A 22,440-nucleotide genomic window follows, 5' to 3' on the forward strand; every position below is an offset into this window, starting at 1 on the left:
GCCCCTCCCACCCCCGTTCACCCAGGCCGAAACCCCCTCTCCACCAGCCCCCGCACAGTCACTCGCGATGGATGCGCGCGAGCCGACGAGAATTTCAGTTCCCGCACATGGCAGGCCGGTGAGCTGGGGAAACGGGCGGGGAAGCGAGTGGATTCTCGGTGGTCGCGGCGCCTGTTCCGGGTGTTGCTACTCGCGCCCTGTACCGCCTCTGCAAGGGTGTCGGGCCTACGTTGCCCGCCATGATCCTTCCCGCAGTGACAGCCGCAGCAGAGGTACCCGCCCTCCCAGTCGATGTGGTGGAACGGATCCGCGTGGCCACGATCGACTCGCAGTCGGAGGGCACTCGCCGCGCATACAGCTCGGCCTGGCGACGGTTCGAGGGCTGGTGCCGGCGCAGCGGGTACGAGTCGTTGCCGGCGCACCCGACGGTGATCGCCGCCTACCTGGTCGACGCCGCCGAGACGGTCGCCGAGAACGGGGAGCGCGCGTACTCGGCGGTGACGCTCAGCAAGTGGTGCGCGGCGATCTTCGATCGGCACCGCCGCGCGGGCATGGACCCGAACCCCGCAGCGCACGAGTTGGTTCGGCAGACGATGAGCGGTATCCGGCGGCAGTACGCAGCGCGTGGTGACCGCCCACGGCAGCCCCGGACTCCATTGCTCACCGATGACGTGATGCTGCTGGTCTCCACGGCGCGGGAGCAGGCAACGGGCTGGGCGTCGCAGGTGTGCGAGCGACGAGACTCGGCGCTGCTCCTGATGGGCTTCGCCGGCGCGTTCCGACGATCCGAACTGTCAGCGCTGACGGGAGCCGACGTGGAAGTGCATGCCGCGGACGGTGTCCATGTGCACCTGCGCAAGAGCAAAACGGATCAGCTGGGCGAGGGCGCCACATACCCGCTGCCGCGAACGCAGGACGCGCTGCGCTGCCCCGCGTGCGCGTTCGTCCGTTGGGCCGCAGTGGTTTCCGAGTACGACGCCGGAGGCAAGGATGCGGTGATCCGGCTGATCACCGACGCCCCGGAGTTCGGGAGCCGGCACACGTGCCGGTCGCGCGCACCGAAGATCGGCCGCCGAGCGCCCGTGTTCCGGTCGTGCCGCAACGGGGTGCTGTCGGAGGGGCCGCTGTCAGGTGCCGGTATCCACGCGGTCATCAGGCGGAGAGCGTCGAGGGCCGGATTCGAGCCGGAAGCGGTCGAGCGACTCGGTGGGCACTCGCTGCGTGCCGGGTTCGTGACGCAGGCCGCGCGGGCTGGCGCCGATCACCACAGCATCATGCGGCAGACCGGGCATCGGACACCGGCGATGGTGACCCGGTACGTCCGGGAGTCGGCACCGCTGATCGGGAACGCGGTCACGGTGCTGGGTCTGTGACTAGGGTTGCACTAGGAGCACGGTGTTGTCGCAGCCGTTCACGTCCACGGCCTGGCTCCCGTCCTCCGCCACCTCGAATCCCAACGCGCGCAGTCGATCCGCCGCACCGGAGTCCACGGCGACGGTGAGGTCGACGTAACGGCTGATCGTCTCGACCACCCGTGTCGTGGACACCACCACGACAGGACCGGCAGCCGGGGTGATGCGCCAGCGACTGTCGCCAAGTTCCTCGGCCGGCACACCGAAGATGGCCGACCAGAACGCTGCCGTGATCTCCGCTGAGTTGGAGTTCAGGCCGATCTCCGTGATCACGCCGCGCCTCCCGTCTCCGCGACGATCATCACCAGGTGCGGTTCCGCCGGTGCGGCTACCACTTCATCCGACGCCGTGATCATCACCGGCGCGTCGAACAGCAGGCTCAGGAACTCGGCCAGCGCGGCGATGTCTGCGGTGCTGGCGCGGATCACGGGACGGGTAGCTGTGGTGTTGCTCATCCAACGAAGACTGCCATGTCGAACTGACATCGGGTGGATTGAATCTCAAGCGGCGCAGACTGGTTCGGCGATCCTGCATCACGCCGAGGGGTCGCCGCACGTCCAGTGGATGTTGCTGGTTCCGTTGCACATGCATCGGCACGCGCATCGGGGAAACGGGTCGCGCGGTGTTAGTTTCAGCGTCCATCATCAAGGCATGAGCAGCGATGACGACCTGGAGATGACCGACGCCGAGCGGGCCAGCCTCGCCGCCTCGCGCGCGGCGATCGGTGACTTGGCGCATGCGCTGGTCGAGGGCGCCGACCCCGAGAGCACTGAGGCCGCCCTCGCCGCGGCGCGGCAGGCGAACACGAAGCTCGACCTCGACTCGTTGCGCGACAAGCTGCACATCCCCGACGACGCCGGCGAGCACGAGGACGGCCTGCGAGCGATCATGATGCGGATTCCCGACGGGTGGGGCCGATGGATCTCGTGCAGCAGAGGCTGGTACCCCATCGTCATCGAGCTCGACGAGGCCCTCGCCGTGATCGACCCTTCGTACGAGGCGCATCAGTGAATCGCCCCGGGTTTGATGCACACCGGTTACTGGTGTGCAGCCCCTGATAGGGCTGTGTTTGTAGCGTAGTGGACGGCCTCGTGGTCGACCGGTGGGATGCGGCCCAGGCGGTGCATGAGCCGGTCGGTGTTGTACCAGTGCACCCATTCGGCGGTGAGCAGTTCAACATCGGCAAGGCGGTGCAGTGGCCCCCGGCGGAACGGCGAGTCCTCACGGACCGCTTCGGTCTTGTACAGCCCGATCGTCGTCTCCGCCAGCGCGTTGTCGAAGGCGTCCCCAACTGATCCGATGGAGGCCACCATCCCGGACAGTGTCAGAGTCTCCCCACAGCGCACAGAGGTGTATTGAGACCCGGCGTCGCTGTGGTGAAAACCGCATGCTCCAGTTCGCCGCGCAGTTCATCGGCGCCGCGGTGAGCGACGACCGGCCGCTTGCCGATCGTATGTCCCGGGCGTTCCCCTGGATGCTCGCCTTGTCGCCAGAGGACCGCGCTACCTGCGCTCAGGATCTCGTCGACGCCCCGCGGGCGTCATTCTCCACCGACCAACCGCACCGGGTACTCGCGGAGCTGACCTCGTGGCGGGAGACGGCGACCGCGATCGCTGCTGGCCTCGGCCAGGCCGAGTTGGAGTGGCTGGGCGACGACGATGACGACACCGTCGTCGAGCGTCCGTAGCGGTGGCAGGCAAGGGGGAGCTCGTCCCGCGGCCGCCGAAGAAGATCGAGTACGAGAACCGCTTCGCCACCACCAACGCGAAGATGGGGTGGCAGGATCTCGCCGCGACGATCCGCAACCCGTTGGCCGACGCCTGGGACTTCTTGACTCGAACCCCGCTGGTGAGTGTCCCCACGAACTACCCGCTCAAGGGCGAGCTCGGGACCATCACCCGCGGCGGCAAGACGTATGAGCGGTGGCAGCACAAGCCGACCAAGCAGGGTGACGCCCGCATCTGGTTCTACGTCGAGGGCCGCACGGTGTACCTGGAGCAGGTGCACACCCGCCACCCGAACGAGACGAAGTAGGCGCGGTCCCCACGTTGCAGCTAGATCGCCGGCCAGGCCGCTGAGGTCCACTAATCGGATCGTGCCAGCTGCCGAGCGAGCTTTTCACCCGTCTCGGTGAGATCCAGCCAGACCCGCCAGATCCAGGCGTCCACGTCGTCGTAGCGGTCGACCTAGACCCGTTGCAGGTGTCGCTGCTCGGTGGCAAGACCCTGGTCGACGAGCTGGTGTCAGCCGCGGCCTGAGGCCTGACCGCCGGCCACCGAAAACCGCAGCGTCACGATCTTGAACGGCCGCAGCGTCAGCCGCACCGGGCCGGGTCCGCGGGGGTCCTCGATGGCGCGCTCCAGCAGGTCGGTGAGGACGACGCCGCCGTGGGCGAAGTTCGGCTGCACCGTCGCCGCCGCGCGGCCGCCGCGGGACTCATACAGCCGCACCACCACGTCGCCGCTGCCGTCCTGGGCCAGTTTGACCGCTTCGACGACCACCGCCGGATTGTCGACGGCGACAAGCGGTTCCACCGATGCGGCCGAACCGGCCACGACGCGGGGCGCCAGGTTGCGCCGGTAGCCCTGCTGAACGGCATCGCCGATCGCCGCCCCAGGTCGCACCGACACATTGAGCCGGTGCCTGCCCTGGTCGGCCTGCGGATCGGGATAGCGGGGCGCGCGCAACAGCGACAGGCGCACCACGGTCGCGTCGTCGCCGCGGCGGGAGATGTCGTGCCCGTAGGTGGCGTCGTTGGCGACGGCCACGCCGTAGCCGGGCTCGCCGACATGCACCCAGCGGTGCGCGCAGATCTCGAACTTGGCCGCATCCCAGGAGGTGTTGGCGTGGGTGGGGCGAAAGACGTGGCCGAACTGGATCTCCGAGGCGCTGCGGTCGGCGAGCACATCGAACGGGAAGGACAGCTTGAGCAACTTCTGCTGCTCATGCCAGTCGATGTCGAACTCGAGGTCCAGCGCGGGCGATCCGGTGGCCAGCGAAATCCGTTCCAGCACAGTCGAATCACCGAAGGCGCGCCGGATCTCCACCGCGCCGTCACGGATTGTCACCGACGACGCGTCGGTCAGGTCGACGACGTTGTGCCGGTAGAACTCGTCGATGTCCCAGGCCTCCCAGTGATTCGGGATGTCGCGGTGCAACTGCAGCAGGTTTCCGGGGGCGGCCATCGCCTCCCGGCCCGAGGCGGCATCGACCAGCGACACCAGTAGGCCGCTGCCGTCGATCCGGGCGGCAATGACGCCGTTGTCCAGCAGGAAACCGTCCGCGGTCGGCACCGGCGGCACCGCCGCCGCGGGCGCGACGGCCGCCGCACCCAGGGCGGGTACGCCGTCGCGGGCGTGCGGAGCGGCGTTGAACACCAGGTCCACCGTCCCGGAACCGGCCAGCGCGGCGGTCGCGTCGTCGATGATCGCCCGCAACCGCGCCGCCACCGCCGCGTAGTTGCGTTCGGCGTCGCGGTGCACCCAGGCGATCGAACTGCCCGGCAGGATGTCGTGGAACTGCTGCAGCAGCACCAGCTGCCAGATCTCCTCGAGTTCGGCTGCCGGATAGTCGAATCCGGTGCGCACGGCGGCGGTTGCCGCCCACAGCTCGGCCTCGCGCAGCAACGCCTCGCTGCGGCGGTTGCCGGCCTTGGTGTTGGCCTGCGAGGTGTAGGTGCCGCGGTGGAACTCCAGGTACAGCTCACCGGACCAGCGCGGCGGGTTCGGGTACTCGGCGCGGGCCCGGGTGAAGAACTGCTCCGGGGTGCCGACGGTCACCGTCGGGGAGCCCTCCAGGGATGCGGTGCGCGCGGCGGCGGCCAGCATCTCCCGGGTCGGTCCGCCGCCGCCGTCGCCCCAGCCGAACGGCACCAGCGAACTGTTGGCCTTCCCCGATTCTCGGTAGTTGCGTTGCGCCCGAGCCAGATCCTGGCCCGACAGGTTCGAGTTGTAGGTGTCCACCGGCGGGAAGTGGGTGAACACCCCGGTCCCGTCGATGCCCTCCCAGATGAAGGTGGAGTGCGGCATCCGGTTGGTCTGGTTCCAGGACAGCTTCTGGGTCAGGAAGTACTGCGCCCCGGCCGCGGCGACGATCTGCGGCATTGCCGCGGAATAGCCGAACGAGTCCGGCAGCCACACCTCGGTGGTGTCGATGCCGAACTCGTCGAGGAAGAACTGCTTGCCGAGCACGAACTGGCGGGCCATCGCCTCGCCGCCGGGCATGTTGGTGTCGGCTTCCACCCACATGCCGCCCACCGGGATGAACTGTCCGGCGGCCACCTTCTCGGTGATCCGCGCGTACAGGTCCGGGTGGCGCGCTTTGACCCAGGCGAACTGCTGCGCCGAGGAGCAGGCGAACCGGAACCCTGGATCGCGGTCCATCAGGTCGACGACGTTGGCGAACGTGCGGGCGCACTTGCGGGCGGTCTCCCGCACCGGCCACAGCCACGCCGAATCGATGTGGGCGTGGCCCACCGCGGTGATCCGGTGCGCACTCGAATAAGCCGGGCGGGCAAGGCATTCGGTCAGCGCGGCCCGGCCGGCGCCCGCCGTGCCGGGAATGTCGTCGGGGTCGACGACGTCGAGCATCCGCTCCAGGGCGCGCAGGATGTCGAGCCGGCGGGGCAGGTCAAACGGCAGCTCGTGCATCAGCCCGCTGAGCGTCCAGATGTCCTGCTGCAGTTCCCACACGGTCAGGTCACGCTGGGCCAGGTCGATGCGGCCCAGCCGGTACAGCGGGGCGTCGCCGGCGGTGGCCTTGTCGCCCAGCGGGGTGGGGGAGACGAAGTCGCCACCGAGATCGGGGTTGGCGGCGGCCTCGATGTAGAAATCCACCGGCTCGCCCGGTTCCACCGCGACGTAGGCGTTGAACGGCGAGATCCCCTTCACCAGGGTCCCGTCGGCCCGGTGCACCAGCCCCTCGGCGTTGAATCCGGGGCCGCCGGTGAAGCCGAGCTCGACCCGCAGCTCGGTGCCGCGGCCCGGCGCCGTGGCCCACTCGGCCGGCGCGGTGCCCGTCACGTGCAGCCACATCGTCGACCACGGGGCGCCCCACGCGGTGCCCTCGGTGATCGGTTCGAAACGGTTCGCCACCGCCTCGCCGAACGGGACCGGTTCCCCCGGGGCGAACCAGGCACGCGCCTCGACCGGCGCCGTGGCGCCGTACACCGCGCCGCCCAGAAACCCGTTCACGAACCGGTCGAGACGTTCCTCGGTCAGCCGCCGATCGTCATGCATGCGCCGACCCTACGACGACGGCGCCGCATCGGAGGGGGTACCGGCCGGGGTCAGTGACAACGCGACCATCGGCAAGGCGTCCACCGATGTGCCGCCGGCCTGCTCGATCACCCCGCGCAACTGACGCCACGCCATCGGGTGGACCTGCTGGTAGCGCGCCAGCGTCGCGGCGGATTCCTCGGGGGACAGTGTTCGCGCGGTCGCGGGCAGGTTGCGCTTGGCGCCGATGCTGAGCTTGCAGTTGGGGTTGGCCCGCAGGTTGCGGTACCACTGGGACCGCTCGCCGAACCCGCTCGCGACGATCAGCACGTCGGGTGCGGGCCGGTCGACGACCTCAAGGCAGACGTAGCGCGGCAGCCCGGTGCTGCGCCCGAGGTGCTGCAGCATCAGCATGCGATGCCCGAACAGCCACCCGAATCCGTGCCGGTAGGCCGCCAGCGGAGCGCGCGCGAAGCGCGGGTTCTGCAGCAGTCGGGCGCCCCAGCGGTCCAGCACAGACGTCATTCCTTCGACCGTACGCCGCCCCGCGGTTCCGGGCCTGCCGGGCAGCGCGCGGCCTCGGGCCGCGCTAGCGGCGGGACCGCGGAACGCTGATCTGGGTTGCCCCGGCCACCCCGATGCGGGTCAAGGCCTTGATGACGGTGCCGATCCGGGTTTTGCGCTGCGGGTCCAGCCCGGCTGCCATCCGGTGGAATTGATGGTTGTGGCTGGCCAGTTGCAGGTAGCCGTCCAGCGGGCGGTATCCGAGGGCGCGCGGACCGGCGGGCAGCGCGGGTTCGGTCCCGTCGGCCAGGATCCGGGCGGGGTAGTCGGGTACGAACGCCATCGGGCGGGCAATCCCGACCATGTCGATGCCTGCCGCGACGACCTCGCGCATGGCCGCGCGGGTGCGCAGCCCGCCGGTGAGCATCAGCGGAATCGGCACGGCCGCGCGGACTTTCGTGGCGTAATCCTTGAAGTAGCCCTCGTCGCCGGCGCCATGCGCGACGCCCTCCATCGCCGGAACGGCATAGTTGCCACCGGAGATCTCCAGCAGGTCGACCCCGGCGTCGGCCAGTGCCCGGGCCACGTCGAGGGATTCCTCCTCGGTGAACCCGCCGTGCTGGAAATCGGCGGAGTTCAGCTTCACCCCGACGGGCACCGCCGGGCCGACCGCCTCCCGCACGGCGGCGACGGTCTCCAACAGCATGCGGCGGCGCCGCGCGGCGTCACCGCCGTAGCGGTCGCTGCGGGTGTTGGCCAGGGGAGAGAGGAACTGCGACAGCAGAAATCCGTGTGCGGCATGGATCTGCACGCCGTCGAAGCCGGCCTCGACGGCCAGCGCCGCGGTACGCGCGTAGCCGGCGATGAGCGTCTCGATGTCGGCGACCGTCAGCTCACGCGGGGTGCGCAGGTTGAAACCGGGCACCGGTTCACGCAGCGCGGACGGGCCCACCGGACGACGGGTGAACGGCACCGTGGCGACCCGGCCGGGATGGTTGATCTGCATCCACAGCGCGGTCGGGGTTTTCTGCACGGTGTCGGCCCAGCGGCGCAGTCCGGGCAGTGCGGCGGCGCCTTCGACGATGACATTGCGGGGTTCGACCAGTGCGGCGCGGTCGATGACGACGTTGCCGGTGATCAGCAGACCGGCGCCGCTGCGCGCCCACCTCTCATACAGTCGGATCAGTTCGTCGGTGACGGCGCCGTCGCGGCCCGCCAGCTGTTCACTCATCCCGGCCTTGGCGATGCGGTTGGAAAGTGTTGCGCCACAAGGCAGTGTGACGGTTTCCTGGAGCAGATCGGTCATGGTCAGAGCACTCTCGGTCGTAGGCGGCTGATGGTGAACAGGGGGGTCAGCGGGCGCAGCGGGATCGGGAGGCGGGTTGCCAGTCCATCAGGTGATCTTCCGGTAGACCGCGCGCAGCACCGGACCGATCACCGCGCGGGGGGTGTACTGGCCGCTGACCGTCTGCGCCTTGGCAAACGCGCCCGGCACCACCCGGCGTTTGCCCTTGGCCAGGCCGGCCAGGGCCGCCTCGGCGGCATCCTCGGCGGTCACCCACAGTGCGTCGGGCAGCAGCTTGTCGAGATTCGACAGTTCCGCGACGTCCCCGAACTCGGTGCGCACCGGGCCGGGTGCGAGCAGCGTGCAGCCGACGCCGGTGCCGGACAGCTCGGTGCGCAGTGACTCGGCGAAGGTGTTGGCGAAGGCCTTGGTCGCGGCGTAGGTGGCGTTGCCGGGGCCGGGCTGATTGCCGGCGGTGGAGCCGGTGATCAAGATGGCACCGGCGTTGCGCTGCACCATCCCGGGCAGGACCGCGAGGGTGAGGTGATGTACGGCCACGGAATTGAGCTCAACCTGGTCGGCTTCGCGTTCGGGGTCGAGCTGGGCCAGGTCGCCGTAGCTGGCGAATCCGGCGTTGTTGCACAGGATCGCGATGTCGCGCGAGGCCAGTTCGTCGGCGAGTTGGCGGCGTTGATCGCGATCACCCAGGTCGCAGCCGCGTACCTCCACGGTGACACCGTGTGCGGCGCTGAGCCGGTCGGCGAGTGTGCGCAGCCGGTCCGCGCGGCGGGCGACCAGGATCAGCGAGTATCCGCGTCGGGCCAGACCCTCGGCGAGCGCGGCGCCGATCCCGGAGGACGCGCCGGTGACCACGGCGCGGTTGCCGGGGGTGGGTGTGGGCAGGCTCATGTGGTCTCCGTTGGGGTGGCGGGTCGCGGTCCCGGCTTCGGGCGGCGGTGGCCGAGGCGTCCGGGCGGCCGGGCCGGTGGCGGACGGCGGTCGTGGCCGGGAACTCCCGGTGGTCACCGTGGCGCAGCCATTTCCTACATGACTGTAGCTACAGTGGTGTAGCTTGCGCAAGACGAGCGGAACGGCCGGGGCCGACGGGAGCGAGGCGACATGAGTGAGACCGCCACGCGGCGCAACAGGCCGTATGCCGCGCGGATGGCGCCGGCCCAGCGCCGCGAACAGCTGCTGGATTCGGTGCTCGACATCATCACCACCGACGGTGTCGGTGCGGTCAGCATGGACGGGGTGGCCCGGCACGCCGGCGTCAGCCGCCCGGTGGTCTATGGCCTGTTCGCCGATGCCGATGACCTGCTGCGCGGCTCGCTGAACCGGGAAGAGCGCCACGCCCTCGCCCAGTTGGCCGACGCGCTACCCCTGCCGGCCCACGATGCGGCGCCGCCGGCCCGCGGCGGGCTGACAGCTGCACTGACCGGGCTGGCGGACACCTTTCTGCGCGCGATCGCCGAAGCCCCGCAGCGGTGGCGGGCCATCTATCTGATCAGTGACAGCGGAACCCCCGCACTGCACAAGCGGGTGCAGCGGGCCCGCGCGGCCGTCATCGGCCAGGTCGAGCAGGCGATGCGCGCGGCCGACGCCGTCGACCCGGCCGCCGACCACGACCTGCTCGCGCACTATCTGTTGGCCGCCTTCTGGGATTCCGGCCGGCTGCTGCTCACCGATCCCGGCGACTACCCACACGAGCGATTGCTCGACGCACTGCGGCAGCTGATCACCGCACTGCTTGCGTCGGCCGCCGAGTGATGCCCGGGGCCGAGCGGCTCGTGCACCGCGTCGACCCCGTCGATCCGTAGCCTCGAGGCATGGGACACCGCATCTTCGGCACCGCGGTCGCCGCGGTGTATCCGCACTATCTGGCGAAGGTGCAGCGCAAGGGCGGCCGCACCCAGGCCGAACTGGACGAGGCCATCTGCTGGCTGACGGGGTTCGACGAGTGCGCAACATCCGCCGTCTCGACAAGCTCGTCGATGAGTTGGCCCGCGGCAAGCCGATGAACAAGGTGCTGCGCGCCGGGTAGCCGGGCTCGTGGTGGCCGCACTGGAGTCGTCGCACAGGGCTGTCTCGCAAGTGGCCGAATCCGCTGCGCCGCAACGACTACGCCGCGCATTTCGGCGGGCCTCACGTACCGGTATTGGGCCGCTTTCGCGACGGTGACACTTTTGGTGGTGAAATTCAGCGACGGTGACACTTCCGGTGGGCCGCCTCGCGACGGTGACACTTTTGGTAGTGAAAATCGGCGACGGTGACACTTTCGTTCGTCGCACTTCGTGACAGTGACGCTTTTGGTCGCAGAATCGCATTCTCGCTACCAAAAACGTCACGGTCGCAAAATTCGCACTGCAAGAAGTGTCACCGTCGCGCAAAAAACAGCAAAAAGTGTCACCGTCGCTGTATCCGGCGGCCCGAGCGCCCGCGACGGTGACACTTTTTGCAGTCCCACAGTCCGCCCGCGGCCGGGCTTCGGAAGCCTATGCCCGGGCCGCCGCAGTAGGGTGATGCCGATGCCGATGCCGATGCCGGAGCCGACGAGATGACCGACGCCGAACCGACGCTGGATCCGCTGGCCGCCCGTCTGCTCGAGGCGCAGGTGCAGTTCTCCCTGGAGCAGCTGCGCGGCGAGAACTACCACGCGCTGGTGTTCGACGAGGTGGACCATTTCCTGACCGAATCCACACAGATCACCCTGGCCGAGTCCGTCACGCCGGCGATGATCAAGGACACCGCCGCCAAGTACGCGGTGCAGGTGCCGGTGGAGGGCGCCATCCCCGAGCTGGTCGGCGAGATCGCCGCCCGGCTCTACGCGCTGACCGTCGCGGCCGAGACGCCGATCGGAGAACTGCTCGATGGCCCCCGCTTCGGCGAGCTGGCCGCCACCGTCGCCGAGATGGAAGCCACTCACCGGGTCCTCGACCGGGTGCTGAACAGCGAGGAGTTCGCCGACCTGTGCGCGACGCTGGTTCGGCACGCCATCGCCGACGGGGCCCGCGAATCGGGCGGGCCGCTGGCCCGGATCGGGGCGCGGCTGCTGCGGGCCGGTGACCGGTTCGGGCACCGCACCGAGCGGCTGGCCCGCCGGGGTACCCGGTTCGTGCTGGCCCGGATGCGCGCCGACGAGGACCTGCTGGTCGACACCGTCACCGAGCTGTGGCGGCGCAACCTCGACGCCCCGGTCGCCTCGGTGCGTTCGGTGCTCACCGGCGCCGACATCGAGGACGTCATCGTGCTGGTCTTCGAGTTCTGGCGGTCGTTCCGCGACACCGAATATTTCCGGGCGCTGCTGGACGCGGGCATCGACGGATTCTTCGACAAGTACGGCGACACCAGCCTCTATGAGCTGCTCGCCGAGCTCGGCGTCGGGCGCGAGGACCTCATCGAGGAGGGCCTGCGGTTCGGCCCTCCGGTGCTCGGGATGCTCGACGAGCGGGGCTTCCTGGCGCAGCTGCTGCGCCGCCGGCTGCGCCCGTTCTACGCCTCCGAGGGGTTCCGGGCCGCGCTGGCCGGCGACTGATCCGGCAGCCGGTAGAACCGCGCCGCGTTGTGCCACAGCACGTCGGCGAGCTGCTCCCCGGCGGCCTCGGCGACCAGGTCCAGATCGTCGTCGCGGAACGGCCGCGGTGCCCGGGTCGAGGGCAGATCGGTGCCGAACATCAGCGCGTGCGGGTCGACGTCCAGGACCGCGCGCATCGCGGTCACCGGGTCCAGGTCGGCCCGGCCGAATCCGGTGGCCTTCACCCGGGCGCCGGATTCGACCAGGCGCAGCAGCGCCGGCAGGCCCGCGGCGCTCAGGCCGAGGTGGTCGACGCTGACGGCGGGCAGTCCGGCGAGCGTCGGCGCCAGCGCGTCGAGGTCGCGGGAATCGATGTACAGCTCGGCGTGCCAGCCGGCCAGATCGTGCACCCGGCGGGCCAGCGCCGCCAGGTCGTCGATCGACGCCGACCCGCCGCGGCGCACGTTGAACCGCACCGCCCGGATCCCCAGCCCGTCGAGCTCGGTGATCCGCCGGTCCGGGGTGTCGGCCGGGATCTGGGTGACGCCGACGAAGTCGCCGGGCAGTGACCGCAGCGCCTCGATCAGGCAGGCCTGGTCGAACGCCTGGAACGACCCGGACACCACCGCCCCGCCGCAAACCCCGAGGTCGTGCACCCGGCGCCGATAGTCGGCGACGGTGAACTCCGGCGGCAGGTAGCCGTCGTTGGGCACCAGCGGGAATCGTGGATCGACGATGTGCAGGTGGGCGTCGAACACCCGGCGGCCGGTCGTCACGATCCCAAGCTAGCGCATCGATTTTGGTATTCGGGAATGAATTCCGGGGGCGTGCTGTTCTCCTGTTTACGGATGCCCGAAATCACCGCGCAGGCGGGGACTAGGTGACATTCGATGCAAAATAAATAGAAAATTGTGAATTGCTGTCTGCGGTCGGCGAGGGCCGGCGCAGACGAGGAAGTGCCCGAAATGAATACCGTCCGTACCAACCGTTTTCCCGCCGCGCCGATGGCCATCGGCGCGCTGGTCACAGCACTGGCCCTGAGCCTGGGCGGCGGGGTCGCGGCCGCCGAGTCCCTCAATGGTGGATTCGACCTGATCGCGCCGGAACCGACGCCCGCAAAGACCCTGCCGCTGGGCTCGGTCCACCAGTCGAAGGCGCCGCAGGCGACCCAGATGGTCCCCAACAGTCAGCGTGGCCGCTACGGCAGCTGGCACAACTCCGAGACCGTGGACACCGACTCCTCCGCGGGTGCGACCCGGCACTGACGTGCCCGCTGGGCGGGCTCAGTCCGTCCCTTTGGCGGCGGCCGCCTCGTTGTAGCGCTGCAACTCGGCGCGCACGGCGACCTCCAGTGCCCGATCCAGGCTGGCGTGCGCGGACCGGGCGGCGACCCGGCGCATCACCGCGATGATGTCGGCCGCCCAGGCGATTTCGGCGTCGTCGGCCGGATACCAGCCGTCACCGCGTTGCCGGGCGATCTCGGCACGGCCGTGACCGACGATGGTGCGCGCGGCGGCGTCAAGCTTCCTGTCGGTCGCCGCGGCGGCCTTCAGCGCCTCCGTCAGCGGCATGCCGCGGGAGATGAGTGCGGCGTAGTCGTCGATCGCCCGGTGGTCCGGCACCAGGTAGTCGGTCCCGTCGCCGATCGGTTCGATCGCCCCGCTGCTGCACAGTCGCCGCAGGATGGCCGGCGGCAACTCGCCGAGCTGGTCCTGCAACTGCGCCAGCGACATCGTCCGGGACTCCGGCTGCGACCACGGCGAGGTGACCAGTTCCTCCAGGTCGGCCAGGTTGAGCACCTCCACCAGGGGCTGCCCGCGCTGCAAGCCGGTCAGGAACTTCAGAATGTGCTTGACGGTGAAGCCCTCGCCGAGCAGCCGGGTGATGGCCTGCAACTGGCGCAGGTGCCGGTCGGTGTAGATCGACACCCGGCCGCGGCGCTGCGGACGGGTCAGCAGGCCGTTCTCCTGATACACCCGCACGTTGCGGGTCGTCGTGCCGGCCTCCCGCGCCAGGTCGTCGATCCGGTACTCGGCCACCGTCGAATCCTATCCGGCGGTGGCGGTGGCAGTTTCGGTTCGCGCGGCGGTGATCCTGAAATCCTGCAGGTCCAGCGTCTTGAGCTGGTTGACGTACTGGGTGGCGAAGCCGGGGAACATCGTCGCGTTGAAGCCGTCGTCGGTCAGATACCAGCTCTGGCAGCCGGAATTCCAGGTAGTGGAGCGCAGCCGCCGCTGGATGTCGGCGTTGAAACGGTCCTGGGCCTCGCGTCGCACCTCGAGGGACCGCCAGCCGAAGTTCTGCAGCCGGGAGATCGCCTCGACGATGTAGTCGATCTGGGCCTCCATGTACACCAGCGCGGAGTTGTGGCCCGGGCCGGAGTTCGGTCCGAAGGTGAAGTACAGGTTCGGGTACCCCGACACCGCGACGCTGCGGTAGGCGAATGCGCCGCCGCTCCACTCCGATGCCAGGTCCCGGCCGTCGACGCCGGTGACCGGGAACGGGGTCCCGGCCTTGGAGACGTCGAATCCGGTGGCGAACACGATGGCGTCGAACCGGTGCTCGATGCCCTCCACGGTGCGGATGCCGTGCTCGGACATCCGGGCGATCGGCCAGGTCACCAGCTTGCAGTTGTCGGCCTGCAGCGCCGGGTAGTAGTCGCTGGTCATCAGCAGGCGCTTGCAGCCGGCGGAGAAATCCGGGGTCAGCTGCCGGCGCAGCCACGGATCGGCAACCTGCAGGCGCAGGTTGAGCGCGCTCACCGCCTCGACGAGGCGGGTGAACGGGGTGTCCCAGACCAGGCCCACGGCCATCGACTCGTGACCCCAATACCAGGCCGACCGGATCAGCTTCGGCAACAGCGGCACGTCCGAGAACATCTTCCGGACCGCGCCGCTGGTGTGCCCGTTGACCCGGGGCAGTACCCAGCCGGGGGTGCGCTGGAACACCTTGACCGACTCGGCGACCTTCACCAACTCGGGGATGATCTGCACGCCGCTGGCGCCGGTGCCGACGACCGCGACGCGTTTGCCCGCGAAGTCGTAGTCGTGGTCCCAGCGCGCGCTGTGAATCTTGTTGCCCCGGTAGTCGTCGATGCCGGGGATGTCCGGAAAGCTGGCGTTGGCCAACGGGCCGGAGGCGACGATGACGCTGCGGGCCCGCACCGGATCCCGGTCGGCGAAGCTCACGGTCCACTCGCCGGCCTGCGCGTCGTAGCTGATCCCGGTCACGGTGTGCCCGAAGCGCAGGTGCGGGCCGATGCCGAAGGTGTCGACCATCTCGTCGATGTAGTCGAGGATCTCGGCGCTGCCGGAGTAGGTGCGCGACCAGTCCGGCTTGGGCGCAAAGCCGTACGAGTAGAGGTGCGACGGGATGTCACATGCCGCACCGGGGTAGGTGTTGTCCCGCCAGGTGCCGCCGACGCGGGTGTCGCGCTCGTAGATCTCGAAATCGGTGATGCCGCGATCCCTGAGCCGGATCGCGGCGCCGATCCCGGCGAACCCGGCGCCGATGATGGCCACGGACAAAGTCATGGTGCGCAACTCCTTCAGGCGACCGGCTCGTAGGTGAGTTCCTGCGACCAGGTGGGGGTGTTCTGCACCAGCGACATCGGGATGACGCTGGTGACCTTGACCAGCGAGTCCGCCAGCCAGTGGTACTTGGAGCCGCGGTCGATGACCTTGCGGGCCTGCCACGAGACGATCCGGTACATCGGCAGCCGGCGGGCGAATGCGCTGCGCTCACCGACGCTCTGGAAGCGGCGCATGGCCTGGTACAGCCGCTCCTCGTTGACGCCCATGTCGACGATGTTGTCGCGCATCTTGTTCAGCAGCGGGAAGTAGCTCAGCACCCCGATCAGGAAGGTGGGATTGATCCAGCCGCCGACCAGCTCGATGAGCAGCTTGTGCATATCGGACTGTCCGAGCAGGTCCATCACCTCGAAATCGACCGCGAGGTGCCGGGATTCGTCGGAGTTGATCCGCTTGAACACTTCCTGGGCCACCGGGTCGTTGACCTCCTCGGTGATGAACTTGATCAGCGCACCGTCGAGCGCCACCTCGAGCATCGGGATGACGGTGCCCAGGAACGTCAGACCCATCCCGTCGGAGTGCTTGTCCAGCCAGTTGATCACCAGCTGCACGTTCACGTTGGGGCTGGGGATCTCGTCGTCGTCGAGCATGCCCCACCGGCGCATCAGCGCCAGCTCGGCGTTGGCGTGCTTCTGCTCCTCGGCGTGGAAGTGCTCGTAGATGCTCTTGAGCGTCGGGGTCGGCGCCTTCTTGGCCAGCGCGGCGAAGCCCCGGGCGCCGACGTTCTCGATCCACATCAGATCGGACATGAACGGCTTGAGCTTGGCCCACAGCTCGGGTTCGATCAGGTCGGCACCGGGGGCGTCCCAATCGATGTCGGCCAGCGCCCACTGCCGGTCCTTGATCATCTGCAGCATGCTGTCCAGATCCATCGCCACGGTCGGTTCCTTTCGATGGGGTGTCAGTGCGCGGGCAGCAGCCGGCCGAGCAGGCCCGCGCCGCGCGCGTAGAGCGCGGGGAAGTGTCGTTTCAGGTGCCAGATGACGGTGGCGTCGAGCTGCGGCAGGACGTAGAGCCGGCCGGCGTTGTGCGCGTCGAGGGTGCGAGCCGCGACGTTGTCGGCCGACAGCCCGGTCCAGCGGGCCAGCTGCTTGCTCAGGTTCATCGAGCCGGGCGTGATGCGGCCGTCGTCGAACACGTTGGTCTTGACGAACGTCGGGCACAGCACGGTCACCGCGAGGTCGGTGCCGTCGAGCTCGGCGGCCAGGGTTTCCGACAGCGACATCACCCCGGCCTTGGACACGTTGTAGGCGGCCATCGACGGTGCGGCGGCGAAGCCCGCGGCCGACGCCACATTGATGATCCCGCCGCGGCCGGCCGCCCGCAGCAGCGGGGTGAAGACCTCGCAGCCGTAGACCACGCCCCACAGGTTGATCCCCAGCGCCCAGTCCCAGTCCGCAAAACCGATGTCGCCGACGGGTTTTCCGCCGATGCCGACGCCGGCGTTGTTGATCACCAGGGTGGGTGGACCGCCGAAGATCTCGTCCGCCGTCGCGGCCAGTTTCTGCACCGCCGCGCGGTCGGACACGTCGCACTGCACGGCGTGCCCGGAGCCCGTCGGGAGCGCATCGATCAGGGCCACCGTTTCCGCGGCCCGGGTGGGATCGATGTCGGCGCAGATCACTTCGCCGCCGCGGCGGGCGAGTTCCAGCGCGAAGGATCGGCCGATGCCGCTGCCGGCGCCGGTGACCACCGCCCTGGCCCCGGTGCACCGTCGGTCGGTGCGCAGCACGTTGCGCAGGCCGTCGAGGACAAACATCAGCACACCTCTTCTCGGCGATCGGAGCGGCCGCCGGGCGCGTCGGCGAGAAACGCCGCGGCCCGGTGCAGCGCCGGCCGGGCCTCGGGCACCAGGCGCGGCAGCGCCTGGAAGACGTGCACCATGCCCGGCCAGACCTCCAGCACGCTGGTGCCGCCGGCGTCGGTGATCCCGGCGTGCAGGTGCCGGGCGTCGGCCCGCAGCATCTCGAATCCGCCGACCTGGGTCAGCACCGGCGGCAGCTTCGCCGCCTGGGTGAAGTCCAGCCGCAGCCGCGGGTGGTCGTGATCGTGGCCGTCGGTGTACAGGCTCACCAGTCGGTGCGCGGCGGTCGCCGACATCGCCGGGTCGCGGCGCACCTGCTCGGCGCCCCGGGCCAGCCCGAGGGTGAGGTCCACCAGCGGGGAGAACAGTGCGACCGCGGCCGGCTGGAAGTTCGGCTCGTCGGCGTGGGTCAGCAGCAGGTCCAGGGTCAGGTGGCCGCCCGCGGAGTCGGCGCCGATCACGATGTCGGAGGCCGCGTAGTGCTGCGACAGCAGCCAGCGATAGCCGGCCTCGACGTCGTCGGCGGCGGCCGGGAAGCGGGCTTCCGGCGCCAACCGGTAGTCGACGACGAACATCGGCAGGCCGGTGGCCTGGGACAGTCGGGCGACGAGTTTGCGGTGCGTGCGGGCCGAGCAGATCGCGTAGGCGCTGCCGTGCACGTAGTAGCCGGCCCGGGGACCGAACTCGACGCCCGGTGCCAGGACCCATTCGCCGCGCAGGCCCGGGGCACGGACCGGGATGACCCTGGTCCCTGCGGGCATCGACCCGAGCGTGCCCATGATGGTGGCGACCAGCCCGCGGCTGAACTGCACGCCGGGCCGGTTCATCGGGACAACGTCGGTGAGGCTGCCCAGCGTCCACCGGGTGGCGGTGGCCGAGGCCACCGCCCGCGGCGATGCGCGGTCGGGCACCGGCGGTAGGGCCGGACGAGCGGATGTGGTCACAATCGTCAGCACACCATCAACTGTGCCATTTGTCAATGGCGCAGTCTTTGGTGGTTGATCGGCTCAGCCGAAGGTGAACGAGTAGACGCTCAACCCCGGTGACACCGCGATCCGCAGCGTTCCGGGGCCGGCGGCCGAGCGGTCGAGCACCGGATGGATGTTCGGCACCCCCGCCACGTTGAGCGTCGCGGTGTGCCCACCGTCGCTGGTGGTGAGGGTGCCGGTGCCCGAGGTGTTCAGGTACACCTTCGCGGCGTGATAGCTCAGCGTGATCGCCGCATCCTCGCCGGCGGTCAGGGACTCCTCGCCGACCGTCCAGGTGCCGGAGAGGGCGAAGGTGTTCGGCGCCGGGGGCGCGGTTGCGGTGAAGGCATCGGTGCCGAGCGGCAGCGTGCCGCCGGCGAACGCCCGGGCCCGGTTGGCGCCCAGGTAGAGCTCCGGGGTCTGGCGGCGGTCGCGCGGCGTGGTGTCCGGCAGATCGGTCGGCGCCGGCAGCTCGACGCCGGGGTGCGCGGCGGCCAGCAGCGCACGGATGTCGGACTCGGTCTCGGCGTAGTCACCCTCGCCGAAGTTGACCCGGCGGATCACCCCGGCGGCATCCACCAGGTAGCCGGCCGGCCAGGCGATGTTCTGGTAGGCCGTCCAGGTGCGGTAGTCGTTGTCGACGGCGACCGGGAAGGTCAGGCCGAGCCGGGCCGCGCCGTCGGCGATGTTGGCCGGGACCCGCTCGAAGGCGTACTCGGGGGTGTGCACGCCGACGACCTGAAACCCCAGCGGCCGGTAGCGCTGGTACCAGGCCTGCACATGCGGCAGTTCGCGCTGGCAGTTGATGCACGAGTAGGCCCAGAAATCGATCAGCACCACCTGCCCGCGCAGCCCGGCCATGGTCAGCGGTCCGCCGCCGAGCCAGCGCTCGATCCCGGCGAACTCCGGGGCCGGCCCGCAGTCGCTCAACGCGGAGGTGCCCCGGTAGGCGTCGTCCTGGCAGTCCTGCAGTGAGCCGGTGCCGCCGACCCGCGGCGCCGCGACCACCGCCGCGGGCAGCGCCGCCCCGATCGCCTTGGTGTAGTCGGGCACCTTGCGTGCGATCACGTCGGTCAGGTTCGCGGCCAGCGCGACCGCCAGCGCGATCATCGCCACCCCGGCCACCGCCCGCACCGCGCGGGCCCGGGTCGCCAGGAAGCGGGCCCGGGTCCGCAGCCGGCCGCCGGCCAGCGCGATCGCCAGCAGCGGCACCGCCGTCCCGGCGGCGAATCCCAGGGTCAGCGCGAGGGTGGGCCAGCCGAGTTGCCCGCCCGCCCCGGCGATCGCGATCGCCGCGAGCACCGGCCCGGCGCACGGCACGTACACCGCGCCGAGCGCCAACCCGAGCACGAAACCGCCGCCGACGCCGCCGCGGGTACGGGCCAGCCGGGCCTGCGGGATCAGCGCGAACGGGCGTTCCAGCAGCCGTTCAACGGCCGGCACCAGCATCGCCACCCCGAGCAGCGCCAGGGTCCCGATGCCGAGCCAGCGCAGCAGCCCGGCCGGCAGGTGCAACAGGTGCAGCAGCACGGCGCCGAACAGGGTGAACAGCGTGAAACTCAGGGTCAGGCCGGCGACGATGGCAACCGGTCGCGCCCACGGCCGGGGTGCCGGATCCTCCGGTGCCCCGTGGCTGCCGGTCGCTCCGCCGAGCAGCACGATCGGCAGCACCGGCAGCACGCAGGGGGAGATGGCCGCCAACAGTCCGCCGACGAAGCCGACCAACAGCAGGGTCACGGCGCCGGGCTACCAGGTGGTGCCGTTGACCCCCGGGAAGACGCAGCGGCCGTCGCGGTCCACCCGGCCGATGATCATCCCGTCGTAGCCCGTGCAGGAGACGTTGATGTCCTCGCAGGTGTTGATGGTGGTGATCACCCGGTTCGGGCCGCAGGGGCTGCCGGGGCCCGGGGGATCGGCGCCGGCGACGCCGCCGCCCAGGCTCAGTGCCAGGGTGGCGCCGGAAACGATGATGACGGTGCGGGCGAGACGATTCATGGTCGACACCTCCGGTCGAGGACCCCGACGATCCTCGACGCTACTCCCGACCGGTGACCTGCGCCACTGTGCAGCGGGAAGGCTGAGCGCCCTGGCGAACCCCTCGGTCGGCCGGGGCGCTCAGCGGTCTATTTCCCGGCGTCGGCGAATTCGCAGAACGCGGCGAAGGCGCGCGGACCGAAGACGGTGGAATGTCCGCCGTTCATCAGGATCGCGACGCCGAGCGCCTCGGCGACCTCCTCCTTGGTGGCGCCGGCGCGCGCCGAACCGCGCGCGTGCGAGGCGATGCAGCCGTCGCAGCGGTTGGTCACGCCGATCGCCAGCGCGATCAGCTCCTTGGTCTTGGTCGGCAGCGCGCCGTCGGCCATCGCGGCCTTGTGGGTCGCGGCGAAGCCCTGGTAGACGCCCGGGATCAGGGCGCGCAGCGCCCGGCCCTGGGCGTTGACGGTGGCGAGCAGGTCGTGGTTGTGGGTTTCATCGCTCATACCTCCTTTATACCCCTCGGGGTATAAATATGCGCGGCTTCGGCAAAATCGTGGCCATCGTCACCGGCGCGGGCGCTAGGGTGCCTGCCATGGCTGTCAGTGATTCCCGCGAAGTGCTCATCGAGGCCACCCCGGCCGAGATCCTCGACGTCATCGCCGACGTCGAGGCCACCCCCGACTGGTCCCCGCAGTACCAGAGCTCCGAGGTGCTCAGTCGGTACGACGACGGCCGGCCCCGTGAGGCGAAGATGGTGATCAAGGCCGCCGGCCTGACCGACACCATGGTCATCGAATACACCTGGACCGACACCTCCTGCAGCTGGACGCTGAAATCGGCCACGCAGGTCCGGGCCCAGGACGCCACCTACACGCTGACCCCGGCCGGCGACAAGACCAAGGTGCGCTTCGAGCTGGCCGTCGACCCGAAGGTGCCGCTGCCCGGCTTCATCCTCAAGCGCACTCTCAAGGGTGGCATGGAAACCGCCACCGACGGGCTGCGCAAGCAGGTGCTCAAGCTCAAAAAGGGCTGACCCGTGCCGCCGAGCACCGGGCCGCTGGCCGGGCTGAAGGTCATCGAACTCGGTGGCATCGGCCCCGGCCCGCACACCGCGATGATGCTCGCCGACCTCGGTGCCGACGTGGTGCGGGTGCGCCGCCCCGGCGGGCTGACGCTGCCCGCGGAGAACGTCGATCTGCTGCATCGCGGAAAGCGCGTCGTCGACCTGGACGTCAAGGCCGACCCGGCCGCGCTGCTGGACCTGGCGGCCCGCGCCGACGTGCTGCTGGACTGCTTCCGTCCGGGCACCTGCGAACGGCTCGGCATCGGGCCGCAGGACTGCGCGGCGGTCAACCCGCGGCTGATCTACGCCCGGATCACCGGCTGGGGTCAGCACGGCCCGGCCGCGACCACCGCCGGCCACGACATCAACTACCTGTCGATGACCGGGGCGCTGAACGCCATCGGCTACGCCGACCGCCCGCCGGTCGCGCCGCTGAACCTGGTCGCCGACTTCGGCGGCGGCTCGATGCTGGTGCTGGTCGGCATCATCACCGCGCTCTACGAGCGGGAACGCTCCGGGGCCGGCCAGGTGGTCGACGCGGCGATGGTCGACGGGGTCAGCATGCTCGCCCAGATGGCCTGGACCATGCGGTCCACCGGCGCGCTGCGCGACGAGCGGGAGTCCTGGCTGCTCGACGGCGGGGCGCCGTACTACCGCTGCTACGCCACCGCCGACGGCGGGGCGATGGCGGTGGGCGCCATCGAACCGCAGTTCTTCGCCCAGCTGCTGGCCGGGCTCGGACTCGATCCGGCCGAGGTGCCGGGCCAGTTCGAGATGGGTCGCTACGACGAGCTGCGCGACATCCTGACCGCCCGCTTCGCCGAGCGGACCCGCGACGAGTGGGCGGCGGTCTTCGCCGGCACCGACAGCTGCGTCACCCCGGTGCTGAGCTGGGCCGAGGCCGCCGACAACGAGCACCTGCGGGCCCGCGACACGCTGATCGAGGTCGACGGGGTGCTGCAGGCCGCGCCGGCACCGCGGTTCTCCCGCACCCCGGCGGGCCGGCCGGGCCGGCCGCCGCAGGGCCCGACCGGCCTCGACGAGATCGGCTGGTAGCTCAGCGGCGCAACTGCTGCAGCCGTTCTATCGCTGGGTTTCCGGCCGGCC

At 70.1% G+C, this 22,440-nt stretch carries 24 protein-coding genes and 2 pseudogenes; 10 read left to right on the forward strand and 16 right to left on the reverse strand.

The features are described from left to right. Window positions 1–239: 239 nt before the first annotated feature. Window positions 240–1,373, forward strand: coding sequence for a site-specific integrase (locus G6N10_RS17650; protein WP_085099794.1), 1,134 nt, complete (start codon window positions 240–242; stop codon window positions 1,371–1,373). Here the strand turns inward: G6N10_RS17650 and G6N10_RS17655 are convergent, their stop codons facing one another. Continuing rightward, the gene (locus G6N10_RS17655; RefSeq protein WP_085099797.1) at window positions 1,374–1,685 is read right to left on the reverse strand and encodes a hypothetical protein; all 312 of its coding nucleotides are present in this window, start codon (window positions 1,683–1,685) and stop codon (window positions 1,374–1,376) included. After that, window positions 1,682–1,867 (reverse strand): hypothetical protein, encoded by a 186-nt coding sequence (locus G6N10_RS17660; protein ID WP_085099800.1) that lies wholly within the window; start codon window positions 1,865–1,867, stop codon window positions 1,682–1,684. The genes G6N10_RS17655 and G6N10_RS17660 overlap by 4 nt, the downstream gene beginning before the upstream one ends. 196 nt (window positions 1,868–2,063) lie before the next feature. On the opposite strand from G6N10_RS17660, the gene G6N10_RS17665 reads away from it, so the two are divergent. Continuing rightward, entirely contained in the window at window positions 2,064–2,423 is a 360-nt protein-coding gene (locus G6N10_RS17665; protein WP_234810663.1) for a hypothetical protein, read from the forward strand. A gap of 26 nt (window positions 2,424–2,449) precedes the next feature. On the opposite strand, the pseudogene G6N10_RS17670 reads toward G6N10_RS17665, so the two are convergent. Beyond that, window positions 2,450–2,791, reverse strand: a pseudogene (locus tag G6N10_RS17670) (integrase core domain-containing protein); the annotation flags it as partial. Between the two features lie 8 nt (window positions 2,792–2,799). On the opposite strand from G6N10_RS17670, the gene G6N10_RS17675 reads away from it, so the two are divergent. Both G6N10_RS17675 and G6N10_RS17680 read left to right on the forward strand, forming a co-directional pair. Then, window positions 2,800–3,099 (forward strand): hypothetical protein, encoded by a 300-nt coding sequence (locus G6N10_RS17675; RefSeq protein WP_234810664.1) that lies wholly within the window; start codon window positions 2,800–2,802, stop codon window positions 3,097–3,099. A 2-nt stretch (window positions 3,100–3,101) separates the two neighbouring features. Then, on the forward strand, window positions 3,102–3,446 hold the full coding sequence (locus tag G6N10_RS17680; RefSeq protein ID WP_085099805.1) for a hypothetical protein: 345 nt from the start codon (window positions 3,102–3,104) through the stop codon (window positions 3,444–3,446). Window positions 3,447–3,655: 209 nt separating this feature from the next. Here G6N10_RS17680 and G6N10_RS17685 read toward each other — a convergent pair whose 3' ends face one another. The 4 genes from G6N10_RS17685 to G6N10_RS17700 all read right to left on the reverse strand — a co-directional run bounded on the left by G6N10_RS17685 (window position 3,656) and on the right by G6N10_RS17700 (window position 9,326). Next, window positions 3,656–6,649 (reverse strand): alpha-mannosidase, encoded by a 2,994-nt coding sequence (locus G6N10_RS17685; protein WP_085099808.1) that lies wholly within the window; start codon window positions 6,647–6,649, stop codon window positions 3,656–3,658. A gap of 9 nt (window positions 6,650–6,658) precedes the next feature. Next, a complete protein-coding gene (locus G6N10_RS17690; protein WP_085099811.1) occupies window positions 6,659–7,153 on the reverse strand; it encodes a nitroreductase family deazaflavin-dependent oxidoreductase in 495 nt (164 codons plus the stop codon). Between the two features lie 64 nt (window positions 7,154–7,217). Beyond that, the gene (locus tag G6N10_RS17695; protein ID WP_085099814.1) at window positions 7,218–8,438 is read right to left on the reverse strand and encodes an NADH:flavin oxidoreductase/NADH oxidase family protein; all 1,221 of its coding nucleotides are present in this window, start codon (window positions 8,436–8,438) and stop codon (window positions 7,218–7,220) included. Window positions 8,439–8,525: 87 nt separating this feature from the next. Further along, on the reverse strand, window positions 8,526–9,326 hold the full coding sequence (locus G6N10_RS17700) for an SDR family NAD(P)-dependent oxidoreductase (protein WP_085099817.1): 801 nt from the start codon (window positions 9,324–9,326) through the stop codon (window positions 8,526–8,528). A 210-nt stretch (window positions 9,327–9,536) separates the two neighbouring features. On the opposite strand from G6N10_RS17700, the gene G6N10_RS17705 reads away from it, so the two are divergent. From G6N10_RS17705 to G6N10_RS17715, 3 genes and pseudogenes are all read left to right on the forward strand, one after another. Next, complete coding sequence (locus G6N10_RS17705) at window positions 9,537–10,187, forward strand: TetR/AcrR family transcriptional regulator (RefSeq protein WP_234810665.1); 651 nt, start codon at window positions 9,537–9,539, stop codon at window positions 10,185–10,187. Window positions 10,188–10,246: 59 nt separating this feature from the next. Then, window positions 10,247–10,461: pseudogene (locus G6N10_RS17710) on the forward strand (DUF2200 family protein). Between the two features lie 513 nt (window positions 10,462–10,974). Continuing rightward, a complete protein-coding gene (locus tag G6N10_RS17715; protein WP_085099820.1) occupies window positions 10,975–11,952 on the forward strand; it encodes a hypothetical protein in 978 nt (325 codons plus the stop codon). On the opposite strand, the gene G6N10_RS17720 is transcribed toward G6N10_RS17715, so the two are convergent. Further along, on the reverse strand, window positions 11,910–12,707 hold the full coding sequence (locus G6N10_RS17720) for an amidohydrolase family protein (protein ID WP_085099823.1): 798 nt from the start codon (window positions 12,705–12,707) through the stop codon (window positions 11,910–11,912). The genes G6N10_RS17715 and G6N10_RS17720 overlap by 43 nt on opposite strands. A 189-nt stretch (window positions 12,708–12,896) precedes the next feature. Between G6N10_RS17720 and G6N10_RS17725 the strand changes: the two genes are divergently transcribed. Further along, a complete protein-coding gene (locus G6N10_RS17725) occupies window positions 12,897–13,196 on the forward strand; it encodes a hypothetical protein (RefSeq protein WP_133055182.1) in 300 nt (99 codons plus the stop codon). An 18-nt stretch (window positions 13,197–13,214) separates the two neighbouring features. Here the strand turns inward: G6N10_RS17725 and G6N10_RS17730 are convergent, their stop codons facing one another. From G6N10_RS17730 to G6N10_RS17765, 8 genes are all read right to left on the reverse strand, one after another. Next, window positions 13,215–13,970, reverse strand: a complete 756-nt coding sequence (locus tag G6N10_RS17730; protein WP_085099829.1) for a MerR family transcriptional regulator — start codon at window positions 13,968–13,970, stop codon at window positions 13,215–13,217. 9 nt (window positions 13,971–13,979) lie between these two features. Further along, window positions 13,980–15,464 carry a flavin-containing monooxygenase gene (locus G6N10_RS17735; RefSeq protein WP_085099832.1) on the reverse strand — a complete coding sequence of 495 codons (1,485 nt, stop codon included), beginning with the start codon at window positions 15,462–15,464 and terminating at the stop codon, window positions 13,980–13,982. A 14-nt stretch (window positions 15,465–15,478) separates the two neighbouring features. Beyond that, entirely contained in the window at window positions 15,479–16,399 is a 921-nt protein-coding gene (locus G6N10_RS17740; RefSeq protein WP_085099835.1) for a reductase, read from the reverse strand. Between the two features lie 23 nt (window positions 16,400–16,422). Further along, the gene (locus G6N10_RS17745; RefSeq protein WP_109750619.1) at window positions 16,423–17,280 is read right to left on the reverse strand and encodes an SDR family NAD(P)-dependent oxidoreductase; all 858 of its coding nucleotides are present in this window, start codon (window positions 17,278–17,280) and stop codon (window positions 16,423–16,425) included. Then, on the reverse strand, window positions 17,280–18,236 hold the full coding sequence (locus G6N10_RS17750; protein WP_407663997.1) for an alpha/beta hydrolase fold domain-containing protein: 957 nt from the start codon (window positions 18,234–18,236) through the stop codon (window positions 17,280–17,282). Before G6N10_RS17750 ends, G6N10_RS17745 begins: the two co-directional genes overlap by 1 nt. 96 nt (window positions 18,237–18,332) lie before the next feature. Further along, window positions 18,333–20,030: a redoxin domain-containing protein gene (locus tag G6N10_RS17755; RefSeq protein WP_085099840.1), complete on the reverse strand. Its 1,698-nt coding sequence runs from the start codon at window positions 20,028–20,030 to the stop codon at window positions 18,333–18,335. A gap of 9 nt (window positions 20,031–20,039) precedes the next feature. Further along, window positions 20,040–20,288, reverse strand: coding sequence for a hypothetical protein (locus tag G6N10_RS17760; RefSeq protein ID WP_109750615.1), 249 nt, complete (start codon window positions 20,286–20,288; stop codon window positions 20,040–20,042). Between the two features lie 128 nt (window positions 20,289–20,416). Further along, the gene (locus G6N10_RS17765; protein WP_085099844.1) at window positions 20,417–20,773 is read right to left on the reverse strand and encodes a carboxymuconolactone decarboxylase family protein; all 357 of its coding nucleotides are present in this window, start codon (window positions 20,771–20,773) and stop codon (window positions 20,417–20,419) included. Window positions 20,774–20,862: 89 nt separating this feature from the next. Between G6N10_RS17765 and G6N10_RS17770 the strand changes: the two genes are divergently transcribed. Both G6N10_RS17770 and G6N10_RS17775 read left to right on the forward strand, forming a co-directional pair. Beyond that, entirely contained in the window at window positions 20,863–21,303 is a 441-nt protein-coding gene (locus G6N10_RS17770; RefSeq protein ID WP_085099847.1) for an SRPBCC family protein, read from the forward strand. Between the two features lie 3 nt (window positions 21,304–21,306). Further along, window positions 21,307–22,389, forward strand: a complete 1,083-nt coding sequence (locus G6N10_RS17775) for a CaiB/BaiF CoA transferase family protein (protein WP_085099850.1) — start codon at window positions 21,307–21,309, stop codon at window positions 22,387–22,389. Window positions 22,390–22,440: the final 51 nt, after the last annotated feature.

This window comes from Mycolicibacterium fallax, from assembly GCF_010726955.1.
Classification (GTDB): domain Bacteria; phylum Actinomycetota; class Actinomycetes; order Mycobacteriales; family Mycobacteriaceae; genus Mycobacterium; species Mycobacterium fallax.